This is a genomic window from Streptomyces sp. NPDC058373, assembly GCF_042723275.1.
Taxonomy (GTDB): Bacteria; Actinomycetota; Actinomycetes; order Streptomycetales; family Streptomycetaceae; genus Streptomyces.
Map to the genome: position 1 here is coordinate 23,993 of NZ_JBHXJE010000039.1, position 20,813 is coordinate 44,805.

The following is a 20,813-nucleotide window of genomic DNA, read 5'->3' on the forward strand; positions in this document are numbered from 1 at the left end:
GGCCTCCGAGCCGTTCCGGCGGGTCTGGCGGGGGGTCGGGCACGGAGAGAGGTAACCGATCGGCCGAGGAGTGAAACCCCGGCCCGGACCGCCACACCGGTCCGGGCCGGAGCTCCGGCCCGGGCGCCGGAGCCATGCCCGCGTCGGTGGAGTGCGAGGTCCCCGTCGGCTCGACATGCGCGCGGGCCCGGGTCGGGCGACTGTGGAGGCAGAGCCGGTGGCGCCGTCGGCGTCGTCCCGTACGGATCCTGAGGAGTCTCCCGATGGCGGAACGCAAGACCGTCCTGCGCAGCATGCACGATCTGGGGCTGGCGGCGTGGTTCGGCGGCTCCCTGATGGGCGCCGTCGGTCTGAACGGCGCGGCTCGGTGCGAGGGCGGTACGCGACGGGACGCCGCTCGGATCGCGAGCGCCGGCTGGGCGAGGTGGACGCCGGTCAGCGCCGCGGCGATCGCGGTGCATCTGGTGGGCAGCACCGGCCTCCTGACCGCCAACGCCGCCCGCGTCGCCACGCAGAAGGGCGTCGCCGCGTCCACGCTCACCAAGACGGCACTCACCGGCGCCGCTCTGGCCGCCGCCGCGTACAGCCGCGTTCTGGGCAAGAAGGTCGAGCTCGCCTCGTCGGACAGTCCCGAAGGCGTGGAGAAGGCCGCGGGGCATCCCCTCGACATCACGAAAGCGCAGCGCGAACTCGCCTGGGTCCAGTGGGCGGTCCCGGCGCTCACCGGTGGTCTGGTCGTCCTCAACTGCCTGCACGGCGAACAGCAGCGTCCCGCCGAGCAACTGCGGGGAATGGTTCGGCGCGCCGGGTCCATGACGCCGTGGTCCGGGATGCGCTGACCGGTGGCGCCCTCCTGCCCAGAACCCGAGATCCCGCGGACAGGGCCTAAGCGTTCGCCCCCGCCGCCTTCGCCTCCTTCTCCGGGACGGCCCTGTCCTCCGCCGCGTCGCCGGCCTCCGCGGAGCCGGCCTCTTCGGGGTGACCCCCCACGGCCCCGGCAGCCGGGCCGTCCGCGCGTTCCGCGTGCCACAGCAGCAGCGCGGCGAGTCCGCCTCCGAGCAGGACGGCCACGGCTCCGAAGAGCTGGCTGGTCTCCAGTCCGGAGGCGAAGCCGTCGGCGACGGCCTGGCGTTCGGCGGCGCTGTCGGCGTCCGCCAGGACGCTGGGCAGGGAGGCGGCGCCGGCCGCTCCCGGGACGAGGGCGGCGAAGCGGGAGTTGAGGACGGCGCCGAGGGTGGCGACACCGAGCCCGTTGCCGAACTCGCCGAGGGTGCCGTTGACGGCGGCGCCGACCCCCGCCTGCTCGCGCGGGATCGCGCTCATCAGCGCGTTGGCCATGGCGGGCGTGGCGAGGGCGATGCCGATACCCATGACGATCAGGCCGGTCAGCATCCCGGTGTACGAGGCCCCGCCGAGCAGCGCGATCGCGGCGAGCCCGGCGGAGAGCAGGGTCATGCCGATGCCGATCGTCAGCGGCGTCCCGAGCTTGGGCAGCAGCCGCGCTCCGATGCCGACGAGGTTGAGGACGACCACGGTCACCGCGAGCGGCGCGATCCGCAGCCCCGCCTCCAGCGGCCCGTAACCCAGGACGAACTGGAGGTGCTGGGTGAGCAGGAAGAGCGAGCCGCCCATGCCGAAGGCGATCAGCACCGCGCCCGCCACCGCGCCGACGAACCGCCGGTCGCGGAAGAAGCGCATGTCGAGCATCGGGTGCGGGGTCCGCAGCTCCCAGAGGACGAAGGAGGTGAGCACCGCGAGACCGACCGCCCCGGAGGCCGCGACATGCCCCGACGCCCAGCCGTGCTCGGGCCCGGAGATGATCGCGTAGACCACGCCGGTCATACCGACGGTGGAGAGCAGCGCGCCCAGCAGGTCCGGGCGTTCGCCGTGCCGGCTCTTCGACTCGGGGACGAGGGCGATCACCGCGACCAGGCCCAGCACGGCGACGGGGATGTTGATCAGGAAGATGGCGCCCCACCAGTAGTGGTCGAGGATGAGGCCGCCGACCAGCGGGCCGACCGCGACGCCCAGCGCGTTGACCGTGGCCCACAGCCCGATGGCCCGGACCCGCTCCTGGTCGTCGAAGATCTGCACGACGACGGCGAGGGTGGTGGTGATCAGCAGCGCGCCGCCGACCCCCATGCCCGCGCGGGCGGCGATGAGCTGGGCCGAGGACTGGGCGAGCCCGGCGACCAGCGAGCCGACACCGAACACGGCGAGGCCCACGACCAGCATCTTCTTGCGGCCGTACCGGTCGGCGGAGCTGCCCGCCGTGAGCAGCAGGCCCGACTGCACCAGCGAGTACGCGTTGATCATCCACTGGATGTCGGAGGTCGAGGCGTCCAGCTCCCGGGTGAGGGAGGGGATCGCGACGTTCAGCACCGTGTTGTCGAGCAGCACCGTCAACTGGGCCAGGCAGATGACGCCGAGGATGAGCCAGCGCTGCGGATGGCCCGTTGGGGCTGTGTCGGCGTCAGTGGTCGTGGCCGCCATGGGTTCCTGCCCTTCGTTCACTTCTCGTCCTGACGGGGGGACCGTCGTGTCGGCAGGACCGGTGAAGGGGCCACGGCCGCCGCACTCACGGCATTGGCTCACACTCAAGGACCGTCCGAGAGCCGGACAAGAAGTTTCCGCACTGCCCGAATCCCGGAACGCGGCCCGGCCCCGGACGCCGAACAGCCCCGTACCGGGCCACGTTCCGGTACGGGGCTGCTCTCCGCCGACGGGGCCGGCGCGGGCGCGGGACGGGTCAGGCGCGCATCGCGGTGCGCAGGGTCCCGACGTCGAGTTGTTCGGTCTCGTCGTGCGCGGTCAGGTCGATGACGTGGCCGATCTCGTCGCCGCGGCCGCCGTGCGCCTCGCGCTCCGGGGCGGCGGCGTCGGCCTGGTCGTCCTCGGCGTCGGCGGCGTCCTCGTCCGCCCCGCCGGTCGCAGCCGGGGACGGAGCCGGGGACGGCTCGCGGCTGTGGCGGAGCTGGCCGGCCTGGCCGCCCACCACACCCAGCGGCGCGGAACCGGGGCGGACGGTGTCCTGCCGGTGGGCGGCGAGGGCCTCCTCACCGACCACGTCGGCGAGGTCTTCGTGCTCCAGCGCCTCGGCGGGCGGGGCCCCGGCGGTGCCGAAGAAGTCGAAGCCGCCGATGGCGCGGGGCGCCCGGGCGCGGGCCGGGTCGACGACGGTCGCGGCGACGGGCACCGAGGGGCGCCCGGTCCCGATGGTGCCGGCGACCGGTCCGTACGCAGGGGTCTGCGGGGCGGCCGCCCGGGGCTTCCCCGCTGCCGGGTCCCCCTCCGCGGTGGTGGACGGCGGAACCTGACCGCGTGCCAGCCGCTCCAGCGCGGCACCGGCCTGCCGGAACAACTCCGGGGTGGGTTGGCGCGGCACCTGGTGGGAGCCGTGCGCGGCGGCCGGGGGGTACCCGGGGGCGGTGACGGGCGCGAGGCCCGTGGCCTGGTCCGCCGGTACCGCCGTGGGGGCGGCGGGCAGGGCGCGGGCCGGGGTGGCCGCATCGATGGCGAGCCTGCGGCGGCCTTCGAGGGCGCTGGCCCGCTCTGTCTCGGCGTTGGCGTAGCGGCGCAGCAGGGCGGCGTGCTCGTTGCGCAGGCCGGCGATCTCGGTGCGCTTGGCCCGGATCTTCTGCTCCAGCTTGGTGCGCAGCTCCCTGGACTCCTCCAGGTCGGCCTCCAGCTCGGCGACGCGCTCCTCGTGGCGCCACTCGGCTCCGGCCCGCGAACGGGTCAGCTCGGCGACCCGCTTACCCGCCTCGCGGTCCCAGCGCCGCATGAGGACGGCGCTGACCACGGCGGCGAGCGCGGCGGCGGCCACCAGCAGCCTCAGCACCGGCGGATCGGGGAAGAACCAGGCCAGTGCGGCGCAGGCCAGGGCGAGCGCGGCGAGGACCGTCGGCGGCAGCAGCCGGTGCAGCGGTGGGGAATGGCGATGACGTCCACGTGGCATGGCCAGAAACTTACCGCGCGTAGGCGCGCGAATGGAGCCCCGCCCGGAAATCTCCTCCGCTGGTACGACGAGTTGTCCGACGCCCTCCGCCTCTGCCGCCACCGTGCCCGCGCCGGAAACTCCCGGCCCCCCAAGGCACCCGACTCCGCCGGCCACCCGAATTGCCCCGCGGACATACGCCGAGACCACTCGGTGATCCGGGGATCCGCGGAAGACCCGTGCGCGGGAAGAGGAACACCGACCGCGATTTCAAGATCATTTACGGCCGAGCGCACACCCTTTTCCGAAGGTGGCGTCCGGCGCCGGACGCCACCTCGAAATGCACCGGACCCCGGTGCTCCGGACCCGGGCTCGCGGTCCAGACTCGCAGCCCAGGCCCGCGCCTGGGTCAGGAGACCAGCAGACCCTTCTCCTTGAGGTAGGCCCCGGCCACGTCGGCCTCCTTCTGGCGCTCCTCGTCCACCTGGCGGTTGAGCTCGGCGAGCTCCTCGGTGGTGAGGGTCTTGGTGAGCTTGCCGAGGATGTCGGCTATCTCCTTGTCCCCGGCGTCCTTGGTGTGGACGACCGGGAGGACGTTGTCGGCGTTCTGGAGCTTCTTGTCGTCCTCCAGCAGCACCAGGCCGTAGCTGGCGAGGGTGGCGTCGGTGGTGGTGGTCAGCACCAGCTGGTCGGTGCCGTTCTTCACCGCCTGCTTGGCCTGCGGCGTGCCGACACCCTTCGGGTCGATACCGGTCACGTCGATGCCGTACGTCTTCTTCAGACCGGGCGCGCAGAACGGGCGGGTCTCGCATTCGTCGCCCGCGGCGATCTTGACCTTCTCGCCGGACTTCCCGAGATCCGAAAGCGTCTTCAGCTTGTGCTTCTCGGCGAATTTCTCGCTCACCGCGAAGGCGTTCTGGTCGACGGCCTCGCCGGGCGGCAGGACGGTGAGTCCCTTCGGCTCGGCGAACTTCCTCAACTCGGCCACGGTGGCGTCGACATCGCTGGAGGCGACCGGTTCGGCGTCGGGCCCGTTCTCCTCCAGGTTGAAGAATTCGGTGAGCGTCGCCGCGTATTCGGGAACGATGTCGATCGCGCCCTTCTGCAGCTCCTTGGCGTAGACCTCGCGGTTCTGCACGGTCTTGACGTCCGTCTCGTATCCGCCGTCGCGGAGGATCTGCGCGTACAGCTCGCCGAGGACCTTGGCCTCGGTGAAGCGGGCGGCGCCGACGACGAGCGAGCCCTTGCCGCCCCCGCCCGAACCGGCCTTGTCCGGCTTCCCCTGGTCCTCCAGGCTCTCCCCGCCGCAGGCGGCGAGCGAGACGGCGAGCGCGGCCACGGCGAGCGCGGCTCCGGACTTCCTGCCGAACCGCGAGGTCCGTCGCATGTTGCTGTTCAAGGGTCAACCACCATTCGTCAGATCAGGGCAAGGCGGAGCAAGGCACGTCGGTCGGCGTCGCACGGGGTGCGGTGAGGTGCGATGCGGTGCGGTCACGTCGTGTCGCGTCATGGGCGCCCGATCAGGGCGAGGCGTCGGCGGGGGCGGCCTGGCGCGCGGCGCCGGAGGCCGCGGGCGCGGAGCGGCCCGGTCCGCCCTCGGCCGCCGTCCGCGACGCCTTCCCCACGCCCCGGTCGGGCGCCGTCAGCCGGGTGACCAGGACGAGGACCGCCTCGACCAGCACCGCCAGCAGGGCGACGAGGAAGGCCCCGGCTATCACCTGCGGAGTGTTGCTGAGGCCGAACCCGGCGGTGATGATCCGGCCGAGCCCGCCCTCCCCGGCCATCGCGGCGAGCGTGGCGGTGGCGACGACCTGGACCCCGGCGGTGCGCAGCCCGGTCATCAGCAGCGGCTGGGCCAGCGGCAGTTCCACCCGGCGGAAGAGCTGCCAGTCGCTCATCCCCATGCCCCGCGCGGCCTCCACCACGGGCCGGTCGACCTCGCGCATGCCGAGGTAGGCGTTGGTCAGCAGCGGCGGCACCGCGAAGAGCACCAGGGCTATCAGCGTCGGCACACCCTCGTGCGCGCCGAGCGGCGTGAGGGAGAGCAGGATCAGCACGGCGAGGGTGGGGACGGCGCGGCCGACGTTGGAGATGTTGACGGCGAGGGTGCCGCCCTTGCCGAGGTGGCCGAGCCAGAGGGCGAGCGGGAGCGCGATGAGGCAGGCGATCGCCAGACAGACACCGCTGTAGTAGAGGTGCTCGCCGAGGCGGTTCCACACGCCCTTCTCGCCCTGCCAGTGGGCGGCGGTGGTGAGCCAGGTCCAGGCGCCGATGAGGTCGTTCACGGAGTCGGTGCCGCCTTCCTCGCGGGGGGCGCGGCCGGCCGGGGGGCGGCGGCGCCGAGGCGCGTCCAGGGGGTGCAGAGCCGTTGCAGGCCGAGGAGGAGCAGGTCGGCGGTGATCGCCAGGACCACGCAGAGCACCGAGGCGGTGAGCACCTGGGCGCGGAAGTCGGTGTCGAGGCCGTCGAGGATGAGGGAGCCGAGGCCGCCGTAGTCCACGATCGCGCCGACCGTGGTGAGGGCGACGGTGGAGACGGTGGTGATGCGCACCCCGGCGAGGAGCGCGGGCAGCGCGAGGGGCACCTCGACCTCCCAGAGCAGCCGCCACGGCCCGTACCCCATGCCGGTGGCCGCCTCGCGGGCCTCCTCGGGGACGGCGTCGAGCCCCGCGAGGGTGTTCCGCACCAGGATCGTCAGCGAGTACAGCACCAGCCCGGTGACCACCAGCGCGGCCGAGAGCCCGAAGAGCGGGAGCAGCAGCGAGAACATGGCGAGCGAGGGGACCGTGTAGAAGAGCGTGGTCACCGCGAGGACCGGGGCCGCGAAGGCGCGCCTGCGATGGGCGAGGACCGCCAGCGGGAAGGCGATCAGCACGCCGATGACGACGGCGGCCACGGTGATCCCGATGTGCTGGAGGGTCGCGTCGGCCAGGTCCTGGCCGCGCGTGCGGAGGTACTCACCGCAGACCCAGTCGTTCGCCACCAGGCAGTTCTCTGCGCTCACCTCGCCCGCCTCCCCCGCGTCCCGCCGTTCACACCCCTGTCCGGTGGCCGGGCGCCACCGGGCGGCCCTTCCGGACAGGGCCGCCGAAACCGCCGGGAACCCACCCTTACCGAACAGGTGTCCACGACTGTCTGCGACCCTAACGCCGGGCACCGACAATCGCCGGGGTTCGCCCTTTTCCGGGGTAGACCTGCAACACAGCCTTCACACGCCCACCATCCACCGCCACCACAATGGGGACGCATGATCCGGTTCGAGCAGGTCAGCAAGGTGTACGCGGACGGGACCACCGCGGTCGACGACCTCACCTTCGAGGTCGCCGCGGGGGAGCTCGTCACGCTGGTCGGCCCCTCGGGGTGCGGCAAGACGACCACGATGAAGATGGTCAACCGGCTCATCGAGCCGACCTCCGGCCGGATACTCCTGGACGGCGAGGACATATCCGCCGCCGACCCGGTCCAGCTGCGCCGCCGCATCGGCTACGTCATCCAGCAGGTCGGCCTCTTCCCGCACAAGACGGTGCTGGAGAACACCGCGACCGTCCCGCACCTGCTCGGCTGGAAGCGCGAGGCGGCCCGCGCCCGCGCCGCCGAGCTGCTGGAGCTGGTCGGCCTCGACCCGGCCACGCACGGCGCCCGCTACCCGGAGCAGCTCTCCGGCGGCCAGCGCCAGCGCGTCGGCGTGGCCCGCGCGCTCGCCGCCGACCCGCCGGTGCTGCTGATGGACGAGCCGTTCGGCGCCGTCGACCCGGTGGTCCGCGAGCACCTCCAGAACGAGTTCCTGAAGCTCCAGGCCGAGGTCGACAAGACCGTGCTCTTCGTCACCCACGACATCGAGGAGGCGGTCCGCCTCGGCGACCGCATCGCCGTGTACGGCCACGGCCGCATCGAGCAGTTCGACACCCCGGCCACCGTCCTCGGTGCCCCCGCCACCCCGTACGTCGCGGACTTCGTCGGCGCCGACCGGGGGCTGAAGCGGCTCTCGGTCACCCCGATCGAGCTCGGCGACCTGGAGCAGCCGCCCGTCGTCCACCTCGACGACCCGCTGGCCGCCGCCGGGGCACGGCTGCGCGCCGAGGGCGCCCGGTGGGCGGTGGTGCTGGACGGCGAGGACAAGCTGCACGGCTGGATCTCGGCCGCCCTCGCCGAGCGCTCCGAGGGGACCGTCGGCGAGCAGGCCCGCCGGATGGAGGCGTGGCTGCCGGTCGGCGCGCCCCTCAAGCAGGCCTTCGCGACGATGCTCCAGCACGACGCCGGGTGGATCGCCGTCCTCGACCCTGCGGCCGGTCACCGCTTCCTCGGCGTCCTCACCCCCGCCGCCCTCCACGAGGCGCTGCGCCGCTCCACGGCCGCCGACTCCCGCGCCGTGCCGCGCCAGGCCGTCTCCCTGGAGACCGTGCACGCCGTCTGACCCGGGCCCGCCCGCGCCCCCTGGAGTGCGAGCCGCGTCACGGCGTGTGGCGGTACCTCCCGGTTCCAGGGGGTCCGTGGGGTGGTGGGCCCCGGGCACGCCTCTAGGCTGGAGGCATGAGTACGTCGTTTGGGCGCGGGCGCGTCGCAGGGCTTCCGGAGTGGGACCGCTGCGCGGTGATGGGCGTGGTCAACGTGACCCCGGACTCGTTCTCCGACGGCGGACGCTGGTTCGACACCGAACGGGCGGTCAAGCACGGCCTCGACCTGGTGGTGCACGGCGCCGACCTGATCGACGTCGGCGGCGAGTCCACCCGTCCCGGCGCGCCCCGGGTGGACGAGGCCGAGGAGCTGCGCCGGGTGGTGCCCGTGGTGCGGGCGCTGGCCGCCGAGGGGCTGGTGATCTCGGTGGACACGATGCGCGCCGCCGTCGCCGAGCAGTCGCTGGCCGCCGGAGCCCGCTTGGTCAACGACGTGAGCGGCGGTCTCGCCGACCCCGCGATGATCCCCGCGGTGGCGGCCGCCGGGGCGCCGTTCGTGGTGATGCACTGGCGCGGCTTCAGCGACGCGATGAACAGCCGCGCCGTCTACACCGACGTGGTCGGCGAGGTCACCGACGAGCTGCGGGAGCGGATCGACGCGGCGATCGCGGGCGGCATCGCCCCCGACCGGATCATCGTCGACCCGGGCCTCGGCTTCGCCAAACAGGCCCCGCACGACCTGGCGCTCGTCGCCCACCTGGACCGGTTGCGGGCCCTCGGCCACCCGCTGCTGGTCGCCGCCTCCCGCAAACGCTTCCTCGGCCGGGTGCTGGCCGGACCCGACGGCACCCCGCCGCCCGCCCGCGAGCGGGACGCGGCCACCGCCGCCGTCTCCGCGCTCTCCGCGCAGGCCGGCGCCTGGGCCCTCCGCGTCCACGACGTCCGGCCGACCGCCGACGCCGTACGCGTCGCCCGGGCGGTCGAGTCCGCCCGCTGACCGGCGGCCCGCTCCACCCCCGCAGCCTTTCCCCCCGCGCGCCCCTCGCGCGCCCCCGACGAACGGAGCCCGGTGACCCCCACCGAGATCGAGCAGGTCGAGCGTGCCAACGCCGAGTACTACGACATCGTGGAACGCGGGGACTACGCGGAGCTGGCCGCGCTATGGCTGGACGAGGAGGCCCTCTCCTGCGTGCATCCCGGCTGGCCGGTCCTCAGCGGCCGGGGCGAGGTGCTCCGCTCGTACGCCGTGATCATGGCGAACACCGACTACATCCAGTTCATCCTGACCGACGTGCACACCTCGCTGCTGGGCGCGACGGCGATCGTGACCTGTACGGAGAACATCCTCAGCGGCGGGCCGCCGCCGGAGGACGGTGAGCTGGGGCCGCTGGTGGGGCAGCTCGTGGTGGCCACCAACGTCTTCCGGCGCACCACCGAGGGGTGGAAGCTCTGGTCCCACCACGCCTCGCCGGTCCTCGCCGAGCTGGAGGGGGAGGACGGGGACGAGGACGACGGGCCGGGCGAGGAATCCCCCGCCTGACGGCGGGCTGATCCGCGGGCGTTCTGGGTAGGGGCCCCTCCGCCGTCCCCGCCCGGGGGCGTTCGCCGTCCCCGCGGGGCCGGGGCGGGTCCGGCCGCGCCGGGTCATGTGTGGTTCCCCCGCTCTTCCGCAGGCTGTTCCCACCCCGTGGGCGCTCGGCGCCGGGGGCCACGGGTAGCCTCGGCTGAGGCCGGTGGGCGGGACCGCACGCGCGCACCGCCCGCCGACAACGACGAGAGCAGGAGTGATTCGCGTGGATCGTGTCGCGCTGCGCGGCCTCAAGGGCCGAGGGCACCACGGTGTCTTTCCCAAGGAGCGCGAGGAGGGCCAGACCTTCATCGTCGATCTCGTCCTGGGTCTGGACACCCGGCCGGCGGCCGAAGGCGACGACCTCACCAAGACCGTGCACTACGGCATCGTCGCCGAGGAGGTCGTGGCCGTGGTCGAGGGCGAGCCGGTGAACCTCATCGAGACGCTGGCCGAGCGCATCGCCCGGACCTGCCTGAAGACCGACGCGGTCCAGGAGGTCGAGGTCACCGTCCACAAGCCGGACGCCCCGATCACCGTCCCGTTCGACGACGTGACCGTCACCATCACCCGGAGCCGTGTATGAACCCGCAGAACAGCAGCGACCCGACCGTGCAGCCGGTCCCGGCCTCCGTCGTCGAGCAGGTGGACGCCGCCGACGTGACCCTGTCCAACCCGAAGACCGCGGTGATCTCCCTCGGCAGCAACCTCGGCAACCGCCTGGAGACCCTCCAGGGCGCGGTCGACGCGCTGGAGGACACCCCCGGCCTGCGGGTCAAAGCCGTCTCCCCGGTCTACGAGACGGAGCCGTGGGGCGTCGAGCAGGGCTCCCAGCCCTCGTACTTCAACGCGGTCGCGGTGATCCGCACGACGCTGCCCCCCGGCTCCCTGCTGGAGCGGGCGCAGGCGGTCGAGGAGGCGTTCCACCGGGTCCGCGACGAGCGCTGGGGCCCGCGCACCCTCGACGTCGACATCGTCACCTACGCCGACGTCGTCTCGGCCGACCCGGAGCTCACCCTCCCCCACCCGCACGCCCACGAGCGGGCCTTCGTCCTCGCCCCCTGGCACGACGTGGACCCCGAGGCGCAGCTCCCGGACCACGGCTCGGTGGACGAGCTGCTCTCGGGGCTGGCCGGGGACGGCCTGACCCGCCGCGAGGACCTGGAACTCCGACTCCCCGAGTAGACGTTGCCCTGGTGGACCGGCTGGGCGTCCGCCCGGCACCCGGGGCAAGCTGGAAGCAGGGCCCGTCCCGCCTCCGGCGCACCGAAACGACTGCCGGGACTCCGGCCGGCCGCCCGCAGTGACGTCACGGGAGCCGCCCGGGACGACGGCGAAAGGACCTCACCTCCGTGAAGCAGCTCCGCATCAGGACGCTGGTCGGCCTGCTCGTGGTCGCCGCCGTACTGTCCTGGGCGGGTGCCCGGCTCTGGGACGCCTTCGGCACCCTGCCCGCGGTCCCGCTGTTCGCGCCCGTCGTGCTGGCGGCGATCGCCGCCGTGCTGCTGGCGACGGCGCTGGCGTTCCGCTCACGGCTCCGCGCGCAGCGGGAGCGCCGCCCCGACGCCAAGGGCGTCGACCCGCTGGTGGCCGCCCGCGCCCTGGTCTTCGGGCAGGCGAGTGCCCTGGTGGCGTCGCTGGTCGCCGGGTTGTACGGCGGTGTGGCCGTCTTCCTCCTCGGGTACCTGGAGGTCCCGGCCCGCGCCGACCAGGCGCTCTACGCGGGCGCCTCGCTGGTCGCGGGCATCGGCGTGATCGCCGCCGGGCTCTTCCTGGAGCGGGTCTGCAAGCTCCCCGAGGACGGCGACGACGACACCCCGGGCACGGCGCCCACCGTGTGACCCCGGCCCCTTGCGCACGAGAGGCCGGGCGCCCCCTGCGCAGGGGGCGCCCGGCCTTCGTACGTGCTGTCCGCCCGGTCAGCGGGCCATGATCAGGCTCATCGCCTCGTTGCGGGTGGCCGCGTCGCGGAGCTGGCCGCGGACCGCCGAGGTGATGGTCTTCGCGCCGGGCTTGCGGACCCCGCGCATCGTCATGCACATGTGCTCGCACTCGACGACGACGATGACGCCGCGCGGCTCCAGGATCTCCATCAGGGAGTCGGCGATCTGCGTGGTCAGCCGCTCCTGGACCTGCGGGCGGCGGGCGTAGACGTCGACCAGGCGGGCCAGCTTGGAGAGCCCGGTGATCTTGCCGTCGGCCGAGGGGATGTAGCCGACGTGGGCGACGCCGACGAACGGCACCAGGTGGTGCTCGCAGCTGCTCTGCACCTCGATGTCCTTGACCAGCACCATCTCGTCGTGGCCCAGGTCGAAGGTGGTGGTCAGCACGTCCTCGGGCTTCTGCCACAGCCCGGCGAATATCTCGCGGTACGCCCGTGCCACCCGTGCCGGGGTCTCGCGCAGGCCCTCGCGGTCCGGATCCTCACCGACGGCGAGGAGCAGCTCGCGCACGGCGTGCTCGGCGCGCTTCTCGTCGAACTCACCGATCGAGCCCACGCCGTCCAGCCTCACCGGGTCGGTCATCTCTGCCTCGTTCCTGTGCGAATTACGCGTGTCACCTGCGGGCATACGAAACGGCCGCGCTCCCCAGGCTAGAACCTGGGGAGCGCGGCCCGCATTCCAACCCCTGGCCCGCCGCTCGGCGGGCGTGGGGGCCGTCACGCGTCGGTCAGTCCTCGGGACGCTCCTCGGGGGAGGCCGGCGGCTTCGTCAGGTCCGGGGAGGAGCCGTTCGAAGGGCCGGCGCCGAGGGCGGCCGTGGAGCCGTTGGCGCCGTTGGTGAGGCTGAGCTCCTTGGGCGAGAGCACCGGCGGCCGCGTCGAGGGCGTACGCCGGGTGGAGCCGGTCCACGCCGGGCGGGCCGGGCGCTTGACGATCGGGGCGAAGATCTCGGCGATCTCCTCCTTGCCGAGCGTCTCCCTCTCCAGGAGCTCGAGGACCAGGTTGTCCAGGACGTCGCGGTTCTCGACCAGGATCTCCCAGGCCTCGTTGTGCGCCGTCTCGATGAGCTTCTTGACCTCCTCGTCGACGAGCGCCGCGACCTCCTCGGAGTAGTCGCGCTGGTGCGTCATGTCCCGGCCGAGGAAGGGCTCGGTGTTGTCGCCGCCGAACTTGATGGCGCCGAGCCGCTCGGTCATGCCGTACTGGGTGACCATCGCGCGGGCCGTACCGGTGGCCTTCTCGATGTCGTTGGCGGCGCCGGTGGTCGGATCGTGGAAGACCAGTTCCTCGGCGGCCCGCCCGCCCAGCATGTAGGCGAGCTGGTCGAGCATCTCGTTGCGCGTGGTGGAGTACTTGTCCTCCTCCGGGAGCACCATCGTGTAACCGAGGGCGCGGCCGCGGGAGAGGATCGTGATCTTGTGGACCGGGTCGGAGTTGGGTGAGGCCGCCGCGACCAGGGCGTGTCCGCCCTCGTGGTACGCGGTGATCTTCTTCTCCTTGTCGGACATGATCCGGGTCCGCTTCTGCGGGCCCGCCACCACGCGGTCGATCGCCTCGTCCAGCATGTGGTTGTCGATCAGCTTCTGGTCGCTGCGGGCGGTCAGGAGCGCGGCCTCGTTCAGCACGTTGGCCAGGTCTGCGCCGGTGAAGCCGGGGGTGCGGCGGGCGACGGCCGAGAGGTCGACGTCCGGGGTGACCGGCTTGCCCTTCACATGGACCTTGAGGATCTCCAGGCGGCCCTGCATGTCGGGCCGGTCCACGGCGATCTGCCGGTCGAAGCGGCCCGGGCGCAGCAGCGCCGGGTCGAGGATGTCCGGACGGTTGGTGGCGGCGATGAGGATCACACCGCCCTGCACGTCGAAGCCGTCCATCTCGACCAGGAGCTGGTTGAGGGTCTGCTCGCGCTCGTCGTGACCGCCGCCCATGCCGGCGCCGCGGTGGCGGCCGACGGCGTCGATCTCGTCGACGAAGACGATCGCCGGGGCGTTCGCCTTGGCCTGCTCGAAGAGGTCGCGGACGCGGGAGGCGCCCACACCGACGAACATCTCGACGAAGTCGGAGCCGGAGATCGAGTAGAACGGCACGCCCGCCTCGCCCGCGACGGCGCGGGCCAGCAGGGTCTTGCCCGTACCGGGCGGGCCGTAGAGCAGCACGCCCTTGGGGATCTTGGCGCCGACGGCCTGGAACTTGGCCGGCTCCTGGAGGAACTCCTTGATCTCGTGGAGCTCCTCGACGGCCTCGTCCGAACCCGCCACGTCCGAGAAGGTCGTCTTCGGGGTGTCCTTGGTGATCAGCTTGGCCTTGGACTTCCCGAACTGCATGACGCGGGAGCCGCCGCCCTGCATCTGGTTCATCAGGAAGAGGAAGACCAGGACGATCAGGACGAAGGGCAGCAGCGAGAGCAGAATGCTGAGGAACGGGCTCTGCTTAGAGGGCGAGACCGTGTAGCCCTCGGGGATGCTCTTGTCCTCGTAGCCCACCTGGAGCTTCTGGGCGAGGTCGAAGCCCATGTCGCCGATGTAGCTGGCCTGGATCTTCGAACTGCCGTCGATCTTCTGGCCGTCCTTGAGATCGACCTTGATCATCTGGTCGTCACCGGTGGTGAGACTGGCCGACTGTACTTTCTTGTCGTTGATCGCCTGGACGACCTGGCCGGTGTCGACCGTCTTGTGCCCGCCGGACGAACCGACGACCTGCATCAACACGACCACGGCGAGGACGGCCAGCACGATCCACATGACGGGCCCACGGAAGTATCGCTTCACGTCCATCCATACGGAGCGGTGCCGCCCCGTCCCTCCTGCCATCGCGAGATTGATAAAGGCTGTACTTGGGAGTGCTGTGCGGAGTGCTCTGCGGGTGAGAGTCCTCCGCGTGCTCCACGGCTCGGCCACGTGCCCGCGTCCGACACTCCCGGGACCGCGGTGATCCGCGTCTCCAGGAGCCGTGCGCCGTAGAACAGTTCTGACGATTGTTCTTCGGACGGTACCTCAGCATTGTCACCCGCAGCCGCAGGGGACGGCCCGGAAACCGTCTTCCCCTCTCCAACGGCGCGCGGCACGCGAGGGTTCCCCCGCCGCCCCGCGTCCGTACGGCCCGCGGGCCGGTGTGCCGGGGGCGGGCCCCCGGCCGGGGAGCGGCCGGGTGTCAGCCGCCGTAGACGTGCGGGGCGAGGGTGCCGACGAAGGGCAGGTTGCGGTACTTCTCGGCGAAGTCCAGGCCGTACCCGACGACGAACTCGTTGGGGATGTCGAAGCCGACCCACTCGACGTCGATGGCGACCTTGGCCGCCTCGGGCTTGCGCAGCAGCGTGCAGACCTTCAGGGAGGCCGGGCCGCGCGAGCCGAGGTTGGAGATCAGCCAGGACAGGGTGAGACCGGAGTCGATGATGTCCTCGACGATCAGGACGTGCTTGTCCTGGATGTCGGTGTCGAGGTCCTTGAGGATGCGGACCACGCCGGAGGACTGGGTGCCCGCGCCGTAGGAGGAGACCGCCATCCAGTCCATGGTCACGGGGGTGGAGAGCGTCCGGGCCAGGTCGGCCATGACCATGACGGCGCCCTTGAGGACGCCGACGATGAGCAGGTCCTTGCCCGCGTACTCCTGGTCGATCTGCTCCGCCAGCTCCACCAGCTTGGCGTCGATCTCTTCCTTGGTCAGCAGCACCGACTGGAGGTCGGAGCCCATGTCTTTCGCGTCCACCCGCACATCACTTTCGTCGTCGGCCGCGGCCCCGGGGAGGTGCTCCCGGGCCGACGGCCGTCGTCCGAGCCGGCGTCCGAACCCTGCGGTCGGCGTCAGCCTTGCCGGAGGACAAGTCTGCCACCCTGCCGCCGGGCCTCCACTTTGCCCGGAAGGTTGATGGCCCGCTGACCCCGCCAGCCGGTGATGAGGCGGTCCACCTCCTCGACGTGCCGGGCGAACAGGGAGCCTCCCGGAGCCCCCACGGCGACCAGCGCCCGGCGCAGGATGCGGCGGCGTACGGCGGCGGGCAGGGCGTGGAGCCGGGCGCAGTCCAGCTCGCCGCTCTCGTCGCGGACGGCGGCCTCCTCGCGGGCGGCCCAGGCGTCCAGGGCGTCGGCGTCGTCGCGGGAGAGCTGGGCTGTGCGGGCGAGCGCCTCGACCACGCCCTTGCCGAGCGCCTTCTCCAGCGCGGGCAGCCCTTCGTGGCGCAGCCGGGAGCGGGTGTAGGCGGGGTCGGCGTTGTGCGGGTCGTCCCAGACGGGCAGGGACTGGGCCAGGCAGGCCGTGCGGGCGGTCTGCCGGTCCAGCTGGAGGAAGGGTCTGCGGTAGCGCCCGGAGTGCCCGGAGACGGCGGCCATGCCGGAGAGCGAGCGGATGCCGGAGCCGCGGGCGAGGCCCAGCAGGACGGTCTCGGCCTGGTCGTCGCGGGTGTGGCCGAGGAGGACGGCGGCGGCGCCGAGCCGCTCGGCGGCCTCGTCCAGGGCGGCGTAGCGGGCGTCCCTGGCGGCGGCCTCGGGGCCGACCCGGCGGGCACCGCCGGTGTAGGGGGCGCCGTGCGCGGTCCGGTCGGAGGCGGCGGCGACGCGGACGGCGGCGGCCTCCACCGGGTCGAGGCCGAGGGCGGTGAGCCGGGCGACGACGTCGGCGGCGCGGGCGTCCGAGCCGTACTGCAGGCCGTGGTCGACGGTGATGCCGCCGGCGCGGATGCCGAGGCGGGGGGCTTCGAAGGCGAGGGCGGAGGCGAGCGCCATCGAGTCGGCGCCGCCGGAGCAGGCGACCAGCACGAGCGGGCCCGGGGGGAGCGCGGCGGTGCCCGGGGCCTCGCCGGGGGCCGGGGCCTGGGCGGACGCGCCTGAGCCGGCGCGGGCGCGGATCTGGCGGGCGCGGCCCGCGCGGGTGGCGCGGCCCACCCGTTCGAGGAGTTCGGCGCGGGGCGGGCGGCCCGGCTGCTCCTGGAGGGCGGGGTCGGCGGGGCGGCCGGCCCCGGCGTGGTGCTCGGTGAGGATGTCGTTCAGGACGCGGCGGACCGCGAGGCGTATCGCCGCGACCGCTGGATGGGGACCCATGTCCGGTTCCCTTCATGAAGTTTTCGGGGGCGTGGCTCAGTTGCCGTCACTCAGGGTGCGTAGATGGTGACAGAAGCCGAGCATGACCCGAGCATCGCACGCCCGTGAGCCACCTCACGGTCCCTCGGACGGGTGATTGCGGGGGCGTACGCCTGCCGTCCGCCCGCGCCGGGTCACAATTCGGGGCCGCGGTGCACCCGTGCGACCCAGTCCGCGGGTTTGGTGATCTCAGCCGGCGTCGGGAGGGTGTTGGGGGAGGTCCAGACCCGGTTGAAGCCCTCCATGCCGACCTCGTCCACGACGGCGCGGACGAACCGCTCGCCGTCGCGGTACTGACGGAGCTTGGCGTCGAGGCCCAGGAGCTTGCGCAGGATCTGGTCGAGGCGGTTGGCGCCGGCGGCGCGGCGGCGCTGGAACTTCTCGCGGATCTCCACGACGGAGGGGACGATCTGCGGGCCGACGCCGTCCATCACGTAGTCGGCGTGGCCCTCCAGCAGGGACATAACGGCGGTGACGCGGGCCAGGATCTCGCGCTGGGCCGGGGTCTGGACGAGGTCGACCAGGCTGCGGCCGTCGGCGTCCTTGCCCGGGGCGTCCGGGGCGGACCCGGCGGCGTCCGTGCCGGAGCGCGCGCCGGACTCGGAGCCGGCCGCGGGGTCCGCACTCTCCGCGGTGTCGCCACGGCGGCCGCCGGTGAAGGCCTGGACGGCGTCGGAGAGGCGCTCCAGCAGGGTCCCGGCGTCGACGTCGGTCTCGGCGAGGAACGCCTGGATCTCCGCCTCCAGGTGGTCCCGGAGCCAGGGCACGGCGGTGAACTGGGTGCGGTGGGTCTCCTCGTGCAGGCAGACCCAGAGCCGGAAGTCGTGCGGGTCGACGCCGAGCTCGCGCTCGACGTGGACGATGTTCGGCGCCACCAGGAGCAGGCGGCCGCCGCCGTCCGGGGCGCCGGGCAGCTCCCGGGTGGCCGGGGCGAACGTCTCGTACTGCCCGAGGACGCGGGAGGAGAGGAAGGAGAGCAGGACGCCGAGCTCCACGCCGGTGACCTTGCCGCCGACGGCCCCGGCGATCATGCCCCCCGGACCGTTGCCCCGGCGGGAGCGCATCTTCGTCATGAGGGGCTTGAGCAGCGAGCGGAAGCCCGCGACATTGGCCTCGATCCAGCCGGGCCGGTCGACCACCAGGACGGGGGTGTCGTGCCCCTCGGCCGTGGTCATCCCGGTGAAGGCGCGCACGTGCTCCTCGGCTGCCGCGGCGTGCCCGCGCAGTTCGGCGACGACCTCGCGGGCCTCCTCGCGTCCGATCTCCGGGCCCGGGCGCGCGAGCCTGCTCGCGGTCGCGACCGCGAGCTTCCAGTCGACCATCTCCACACCACCGATGCTCGTCATGTGTCAACCGTACGTGCTCAGGGGGCCTGGCGGCCCCCGGTGGAACAGGTCGAGCCCTGGCTGGGCTTCTGTGTCCCGCGCGCCGGACGGGGGGTGCCCTCAAGCGCCGGGCCGGCTGGTGAAGGGTGTCCTCAAACGCCGGACGGGCTTGAAAGATGTCCTCAAGCGCCGGACGGGCTGGATTTGCGCCGGTCCGATGCACCTCAGCCCCTCCGAGCCCCACCCCAGCCCGGCCGGCGCTGCAGGGGGCGGGGTGGGTCAGGGGCAGCCGCAGGTTGCGAGTGTGGTGGCGAGGCGGTCCAGGGTGGCCTGGGCGGTGGTGGGGTCGGTGGTGGCGCCGGCGAGGAAGGAGAAGGCGAGGAGGCGGCCGTCGGCGTCGACGACGGTCCCGGCGAGGCTGTTGACCCCGGTCAGGGTGCCGGTCTTGGCGCGGACGACACCGGTCCCGTCGGCCGACTCCTCGGACTCGTACCGCCCCGCCAGCGTCCCGCTGAAACCGGCCACGGGCAGCCCGGTGAGGACGGGCCGGAGTTCGGGGTGGTCGGTGTGGGCCGCCCGGGCGAGCAGCGAGGTCAGCAGGCGGGGGGTGACGCGGCCGGCCCGGTCGAGTCCGCTGCCGTCGGCGAAGCGCGTCCCGGCCAGCGGGACGCCGAGCCGGTCGAGGGCGCGGCGCGTCTCGCGTTCGGCGGTGGCGAAGTCGGCCTTCTTGCCCGCGGCGAGGGCGGTCTGCCGGGCCAGGGCCTCGGCGATGTCGTTGTCGGAGTGGGTCAGCATCCGCTCGACCAGGGCCGACAGGGGCGCCGAGCGGACGTCGGCCAGCTCCTCGGCCCGGTCGGAGGCGGTGGCCGGGCGCGGGGCGCCCTCGACCTTGACGCCCCGGTCGGCGAGGAACCCGGCGAAGGCGTCGGCGGCGTCGGGTGCGGGTTTCGCGGTGCGCGGCGCCGGGCCGCTGCGGGAGTCGTCGAGGCGGCCCTCGTCGGCCATCAGGGCGCTGACGGGCGCGATGTTCTCGTTGGGCCCGATGGGGTGCACGGCGGGCCCGCCGTAGGCGGAGGTGTCGTAGGAGAGCCGGACCGTCCGGGCGTCACGTTTCTTCAGGGCGGCGGCGGTGCGGTCGGCGAGGGTGCGCAGGGAGGCGTTGCCGTCGGCCTCGGCGCGCGCGGTGAGCGTCGGGTCGCCGCCGCCGACCAGGACGATCTCCTCGGGCGGGGCCCCGTCCTCGTAGCCCGGGGCGGGTTCGGCGACCACGGTGGTGCGGATGCGGTGGTCGGGGCCGAGGACGCTGAGGGCGGCGGCGCCGGTGGCGATCTTGACGGTGGAGGCGGGGACCATGGCGGCCTTGGCCGTGCGCCCGTAGACCTCCTTGCCGGTCGCCGCGTCGACCACGGAGGCCGCGGCGCCCGGCCCGAGCCCGTCGGCCTTCAACAGCGGCTCCAGGGCGGCCTTGAGGGCGGCCGTGGCCGGCAGCGGGGCCTGCCCGGCCGCCGCCTCCCGCGCGCCCTCGCCGGAGCGGGGGCCGAGGCCGCCCGCGTCGAGCGGGGCGAGGACGTCGGGCGCCTCGGGCGTGACGGGGTCGGAACCGACGGGGAGCGGACGCCCGGCCACCGTACGGTGATCCGCGTCACCCACGCCCGTACCGGGGGCGGCCCGGCGGCTCTCGGCCGTACGCTGACCGCCGGAGTCCCAGGGACCGGCGGCGGCCGCGGCCGCGCTCGCCAGGGCCAGGCCGGCCACGGCGGCTGCCGCCGTGAACTGCCAGGTCTTGAGCTGCCACCCACCGCGCCCGGACACCCCGCACCAGCCCCTTTCGCGATCACACACCTGCGTGAGGGACACTTAACCACTGCGTCTTGCCGCGAGCATGGCAGCCCGTCTGCCCGGGGGAGGACCGCAGATCACTCGTTGTATGAGCATGGAGGAGCCACCGGTGGAGTTCGACGTCACGATCGAGATTCCGAAGGGTTCGCGGAACAAGTACGAGGTCGACCACGAGACCGGCCGGATCCGCCTGGACCGTCGCCTCTTCACCTCGACCAGCTACCCGGCGGACTACGGCTTCGTCGAGGACACCCTCGGCGAGGACGGCGACCCGCTGGACGCGCTGGTCCTGCTGGACGACCCGACCTTCCCGGGCTGCCTCATCTCCTGCCGCGTCATCGGCATGTTCCGCATGACCGACGAGGCCGGCGGCGACGACAAGCTGCTCTGCGTCCCCGCGGGCGACCCCCGGGTCGACCACCTCAAGGACATCCAGGACGTCTCGGAGTTCGACCGCCTGGAGATCCAGCACTTCTTCGAGGTCTACAAGGACCTGGAGCCCGGCAAGTCCGTCGAGGGCGCCGACTGGGTCGGCCGCGCCGAGGCCGAGGCCGAGATCGAGCGCTCGTACCAGCGGGCCAAGGAAGCCGGTCACTGAGCCACGCGAGGGCCGCGTGAGCGGCCCGTCGCGGGGCGGGGGGCGCCCGTGCGAGCGGGGGAGGGGGCGCCCCGGGGCGGGTGGGCGCCCGCCGCGGCCCCGGCCGCGCCCCCAATGGCCCCGGGCCGGCCCGAGCCCCCGG

Annotated in this window: 19 protein-coding genes; 8 read left to right on the plus strand and 11 right to left on the minus strand. The window is 73.3% G+C overall.

What is annotated here, in order from left to right:
- Nucleotides 1-263 precede the first annotated feature (263 nt).
- Nucleotides 264-839 (plus strand): hypothetical protein, encoded by a 576-nt coding sequence (locus ACFWMZ_RS21085; RefSeq protein WP_383203382.1) that lies wholly within the window; start codon nt 264-266, stop codon nt 837-839.
- A 46-nt stretch (nt 840-885) separates the two neighbouring features.
- Here ACFWMZ_RS21085 and ACFWMZ_RS21090 read toward each other — a convergent pair whose 3' ends face one another.
- The 5 genes from ACFWMZ_RS21090 to ACFWMZ_RS21110 form a co-directional block, all read right to left on the minus strand.
- Nucleotides 886-2,493, minus strand: coding sequence for an MFS transporter (locus ACFWMZ_RS21090; protein ID WP_383174599.1), 1,608 nt, complete (start codon nt 2,491-2,493; stop codon nt 886-888).
- Between the two features lie 256 nt (nt 2,494-2,749).
- Nucleotides 2,750-3,958 carry a coiled-coil domain-containing protein gene (locus tag ACFWMZ_RS21095; RefSeq protein WP_383203385.1) on the minus strand — a complete coding sequence of 403 codons (1,209 nt, stop codon included), beginning with the start codon at nt 3,956-3,958 and terminating at the stop codon, nt 2,750-2,752.
- Between the two features lie 388 nt (nt 3,959-4,346).
- A complete protein-coding gene (locus tag ACFWMZ_RS21100; protein ID WP_383203388.1) occupies nt 4,347-5,336 on the minus strand; it encodes an ABC transporter substrate-binding protein in 990 nt (329 codons plus the stop codon).
- Nucleotides 5,337-5,457: 121 nt separating this feature from the next.
- A complete protein-coding gene (locus ACFWMZ_RS21105) occupies nt 5,458-6,222 on the minus strand; it encodes an ABC transporter permease (protein WP_383174590.1) in 765 nt (254 codons plus the stop codon).
- A complete protein-coding gene (locus ACFWMZ_RS21110; protein ID WP_383203391.1) occupies nt 6,219-6,941 on the minus strand; it encodes an ABC transporter permease in 723 nt (240 codons plus the stop codon). The genes ACFWMZ_RS21105 and ACFWMZ_RS21110 overlap by 4 nt, the downstream gene beginning before the upstream one ends.
- Before the next feature lie 243 nt (nt 6,942-7,184).
- Between ACFWMZ_RS21110 and ACFWMZ_RS21115 the strand changes: the two genes are divergently transcribed.
- From ACFWMZ_RS21115 to ACFWMZ_RS21140, 6 genes are all read left to right on the plus strand, one after another.
- Entirely contained in the window at nt 7,185-8,351 is a 1,167-nt protein-coding gene (locus ACFWMZ_RS21115) for an ABC transporter ATP-binding protein (RefSeq protein WP_383174584.1), read from the plus strand.
- A gap of 116 nt (nt 8,352-8,467) precedes the next feature.
- Entirely contained in the window at nt 8,468-9,328 is an 861-nt protein-coding gene (gene folP / locus ACFWMZ_RS21120) for a dihydropteroate synthase (RefSeq protein ID WP_383174581.1), read from the plus strand.
- Between the two features lie 72 nt (nt 9,329-9,400).
- Nucleotides 9,401-9,871, plus strand: a complete 471-nt coding sequence (locus ACFWMZ_RS21125; RefSeq protein ID WP_383174578.1) for a nuclear transport factor 2 family protein — start codon at nt 9,401-9,403, stop codon at nt 9,869-9,871.
- A gap of 253 nt (nt 9,872-10,124) precedes the next feature.
- Nucleotides 10,125-10,484, plus strand: coding sequence for a dihydroneopterin aldolase (folB, locus tag ACFWMZ_RS21130; RefSeq protein WP_383174575.1), 360 nt, complete (start codon nt 10,125-10,127; stop codon nt 10,482-10,484).
- Nucleotides 10,481-11,083 carry a 2-amino-4-hydroxy-6-hydroxymethyldihydropteridine diphosphokinase gene (gene folK / locus ACFWMZ_RS21135; RefSeq protein ID WP_383174572.1) on the plus strand — a complete coding sequence of 201 codons (603 nt, stop codon included), beginning with the start codon at nt 10,481-10,483 and terminating at the stop codon, nt 11,081-11,083. The genes folB and folK overlap by 4 nt, the downstream gene beginning before the upstream one ends.
- 167 nt (nt 11,084-11,250) lie before the next feature.
- Nucleotides 11,251-11,739, plus strand: a complete 489-nt coding sequence (locus ACFWMZ_RS21140; RefSeq protein ID WP_383203397.1) for a DUF3180 domain-containing protein — start codon at nt 11,251-11,253, stop codon at nt 11,737-11,739.
- Between the two features lie 78 nt (nt 11,740-11,817).
- Here the strand turns inward: ACFWMZ_RS21140 and folE are convergent, their stop codons facing one another.
- From folE to dacB, 6 genes are all read right to left on the minus strand, one after another.
- Nucleotides 11,818-12,423 (minus strand): GTP cyclohydrolase I FolE, encoded by a 606-nt coding sequence (gene folE, locus ACFWMZ_RS21145; RefSeq protein WP_383174565.1) that lies wholly within the window; start codon nt 12,421-12,423, stop codon nt 11,818-11,820.
- A 145-nt stretch (nt 12,424-12,568) separates the two neighbouring features.
- Nucleotides 12,569-14,611, minus strand: a complete 2,043-nt coding sequence (gene ftsH / locus ACFWMZ_RS21150; protein WP_383174730.1) for an ATP-dependent zinc metalloprotease FtsH — start codon at nt 14,609-14,611, stop codon at nt 12,569-12,571.
- A 376-nt stretch (nt 14,612-14,987) separates the two neighbouring features.
- Nucleotides 14,988-15,548: a hypoxanthine phosphoribosyltransferase gene (gene hpt, locus ACFWMZ_RS21155; RefSeq protein WP_383174562.1), complete on the minus strand. Its 561-nt coding sequence runs from the start codon at nt 15,546-15,548 to the stop codon at nt 14,988-14,990.
- Nucleotides 15,549-15,637: 89 nt separating this feature from the next.
- A complete protein-coding gene (tilS, locus tag ACFWMZ_RS21160; protein ID WP_383174559.1) occupies nt 15,638-16,870 on the minus strand; it encodes a tRNA lysidine(34) synthetase TilS in 1,233 nt (410 codons plus the stop codon).
- A 173-nt stretch (nt 16,871-17,043) separates the two neighbouring features.
- Nucleotides 17,044-18,255 (minus strand): zinc-dependent metalloprotease, encoded by a 1,212-nt coding sequence (locus tag ACFWMZ_RS21165; RefSeq protein ID WP_383174556.1) that lies wholly within the window; start codon nt 18,253-18,255, stop codon nt 17,044-17,046.
- Between the two features lie 258 nt (nt 18,256-18,513).
- Nucleotides 18,514-20,046 (minus strand): D-alanyl-D-alanine carboxypeptidase/D-alanyl-D-alanine-endopeptidase, encoded by a 1,533-nt coding sequence (dacB, locus tag ACFWMZ_RS21170; RefSeq protein ID WP_383203400.1) that lies wholly within the window; start codon nt 20,044-20,046, stop codon nt 18,514-18,516.
- Nucleotides 20,047-20,182: 136 nt separating this feature from the next.
- Between dacB and ACFWMZ_RS21175 the strand changes: the two genes are divergently transcribed.
- Entirely contained in the window at nt 20,183-20,671 is a 489-nt protein-coding gene (locus ACFWMZ_RS21175; protein WP_003948948.1) for an inorganic diphosphatase, read from the plus strand.
- The last annotated feature ends 142 nt before the right edge of the window (nt 20,672-20,813 follow it).

Bases quoted from the DNA above. Each gene is read 5' to 3' on its own strand.
- ACFWMZ_RS21095 (WP_383203385.1), bottom strand. From the start codon at position 3,958: ATGCCACGTGGACGTCATCGCCATTCCCCACCGCTGCACCGGCTGCTG.
- ftsH (WP_383174730.1), bottom strand. From the start codon at position 14,611: ATGGACGTGAAGCGATACTTCCGTGGGCCCGTCATGTGGATCGTGCTG.
- folE (WP_383174565.1), bottom strand. From the start codon at position 12,423: ATGACCGACCCGGTGAGGCTGGACGGCGTGGGCTCGATCGGTGAGTTC.
- folK (WP_383174572.1), top strand. From the start codon at position 10,481: ATGAACCCGCAGAACAGCAGCGACCCGACCGTGCAGCCGGTCCCGGCC.
- ACFWMZ_RS21115 (WP_383174584.1), top strand. From the start codon at position 7,185: ATGATCCGGTTCGAGCAGGTCAGCAAGGTGTACGCGGACGGGACCACC.
- folP (WP_383174581.1), top strand. From the start codon at position 8,468: ATGAGTACGTCGTTTGGGCGCGGGCGCGTCGCAGGGCTTCCGGAGTGG.
- ACFWMZ_RS21165 (WP_383174556.1), bottom strand. From the start codon at position 18,255: ATGACGAGCATCGGTGGTGTGGAGATGGTCGACTGGAAGCTCGCGGTC.
- tilS (WP_383174559.1), bottom strand. From the start codon at position 16,870: ATGGGTCCCCATCCAGCGGTCGCGGCGATACGCCTCGCGGTCCGCCGC.
- ACFWMZ_RS21085 (WP_383203382.1), top strand. From the start codon at position 264: ATGGCGGAACGCAAGACCGTCCTGCGCAGCATGCACGATCTGGGGCTG.
- ACFWMZ_RS21090 (WP_383174599.1), bottom strand. From the start codon at position 2,493: ATGGCGGCCACGACCACTGACGCCGACACAGCCCCAACGGGCCATCCG.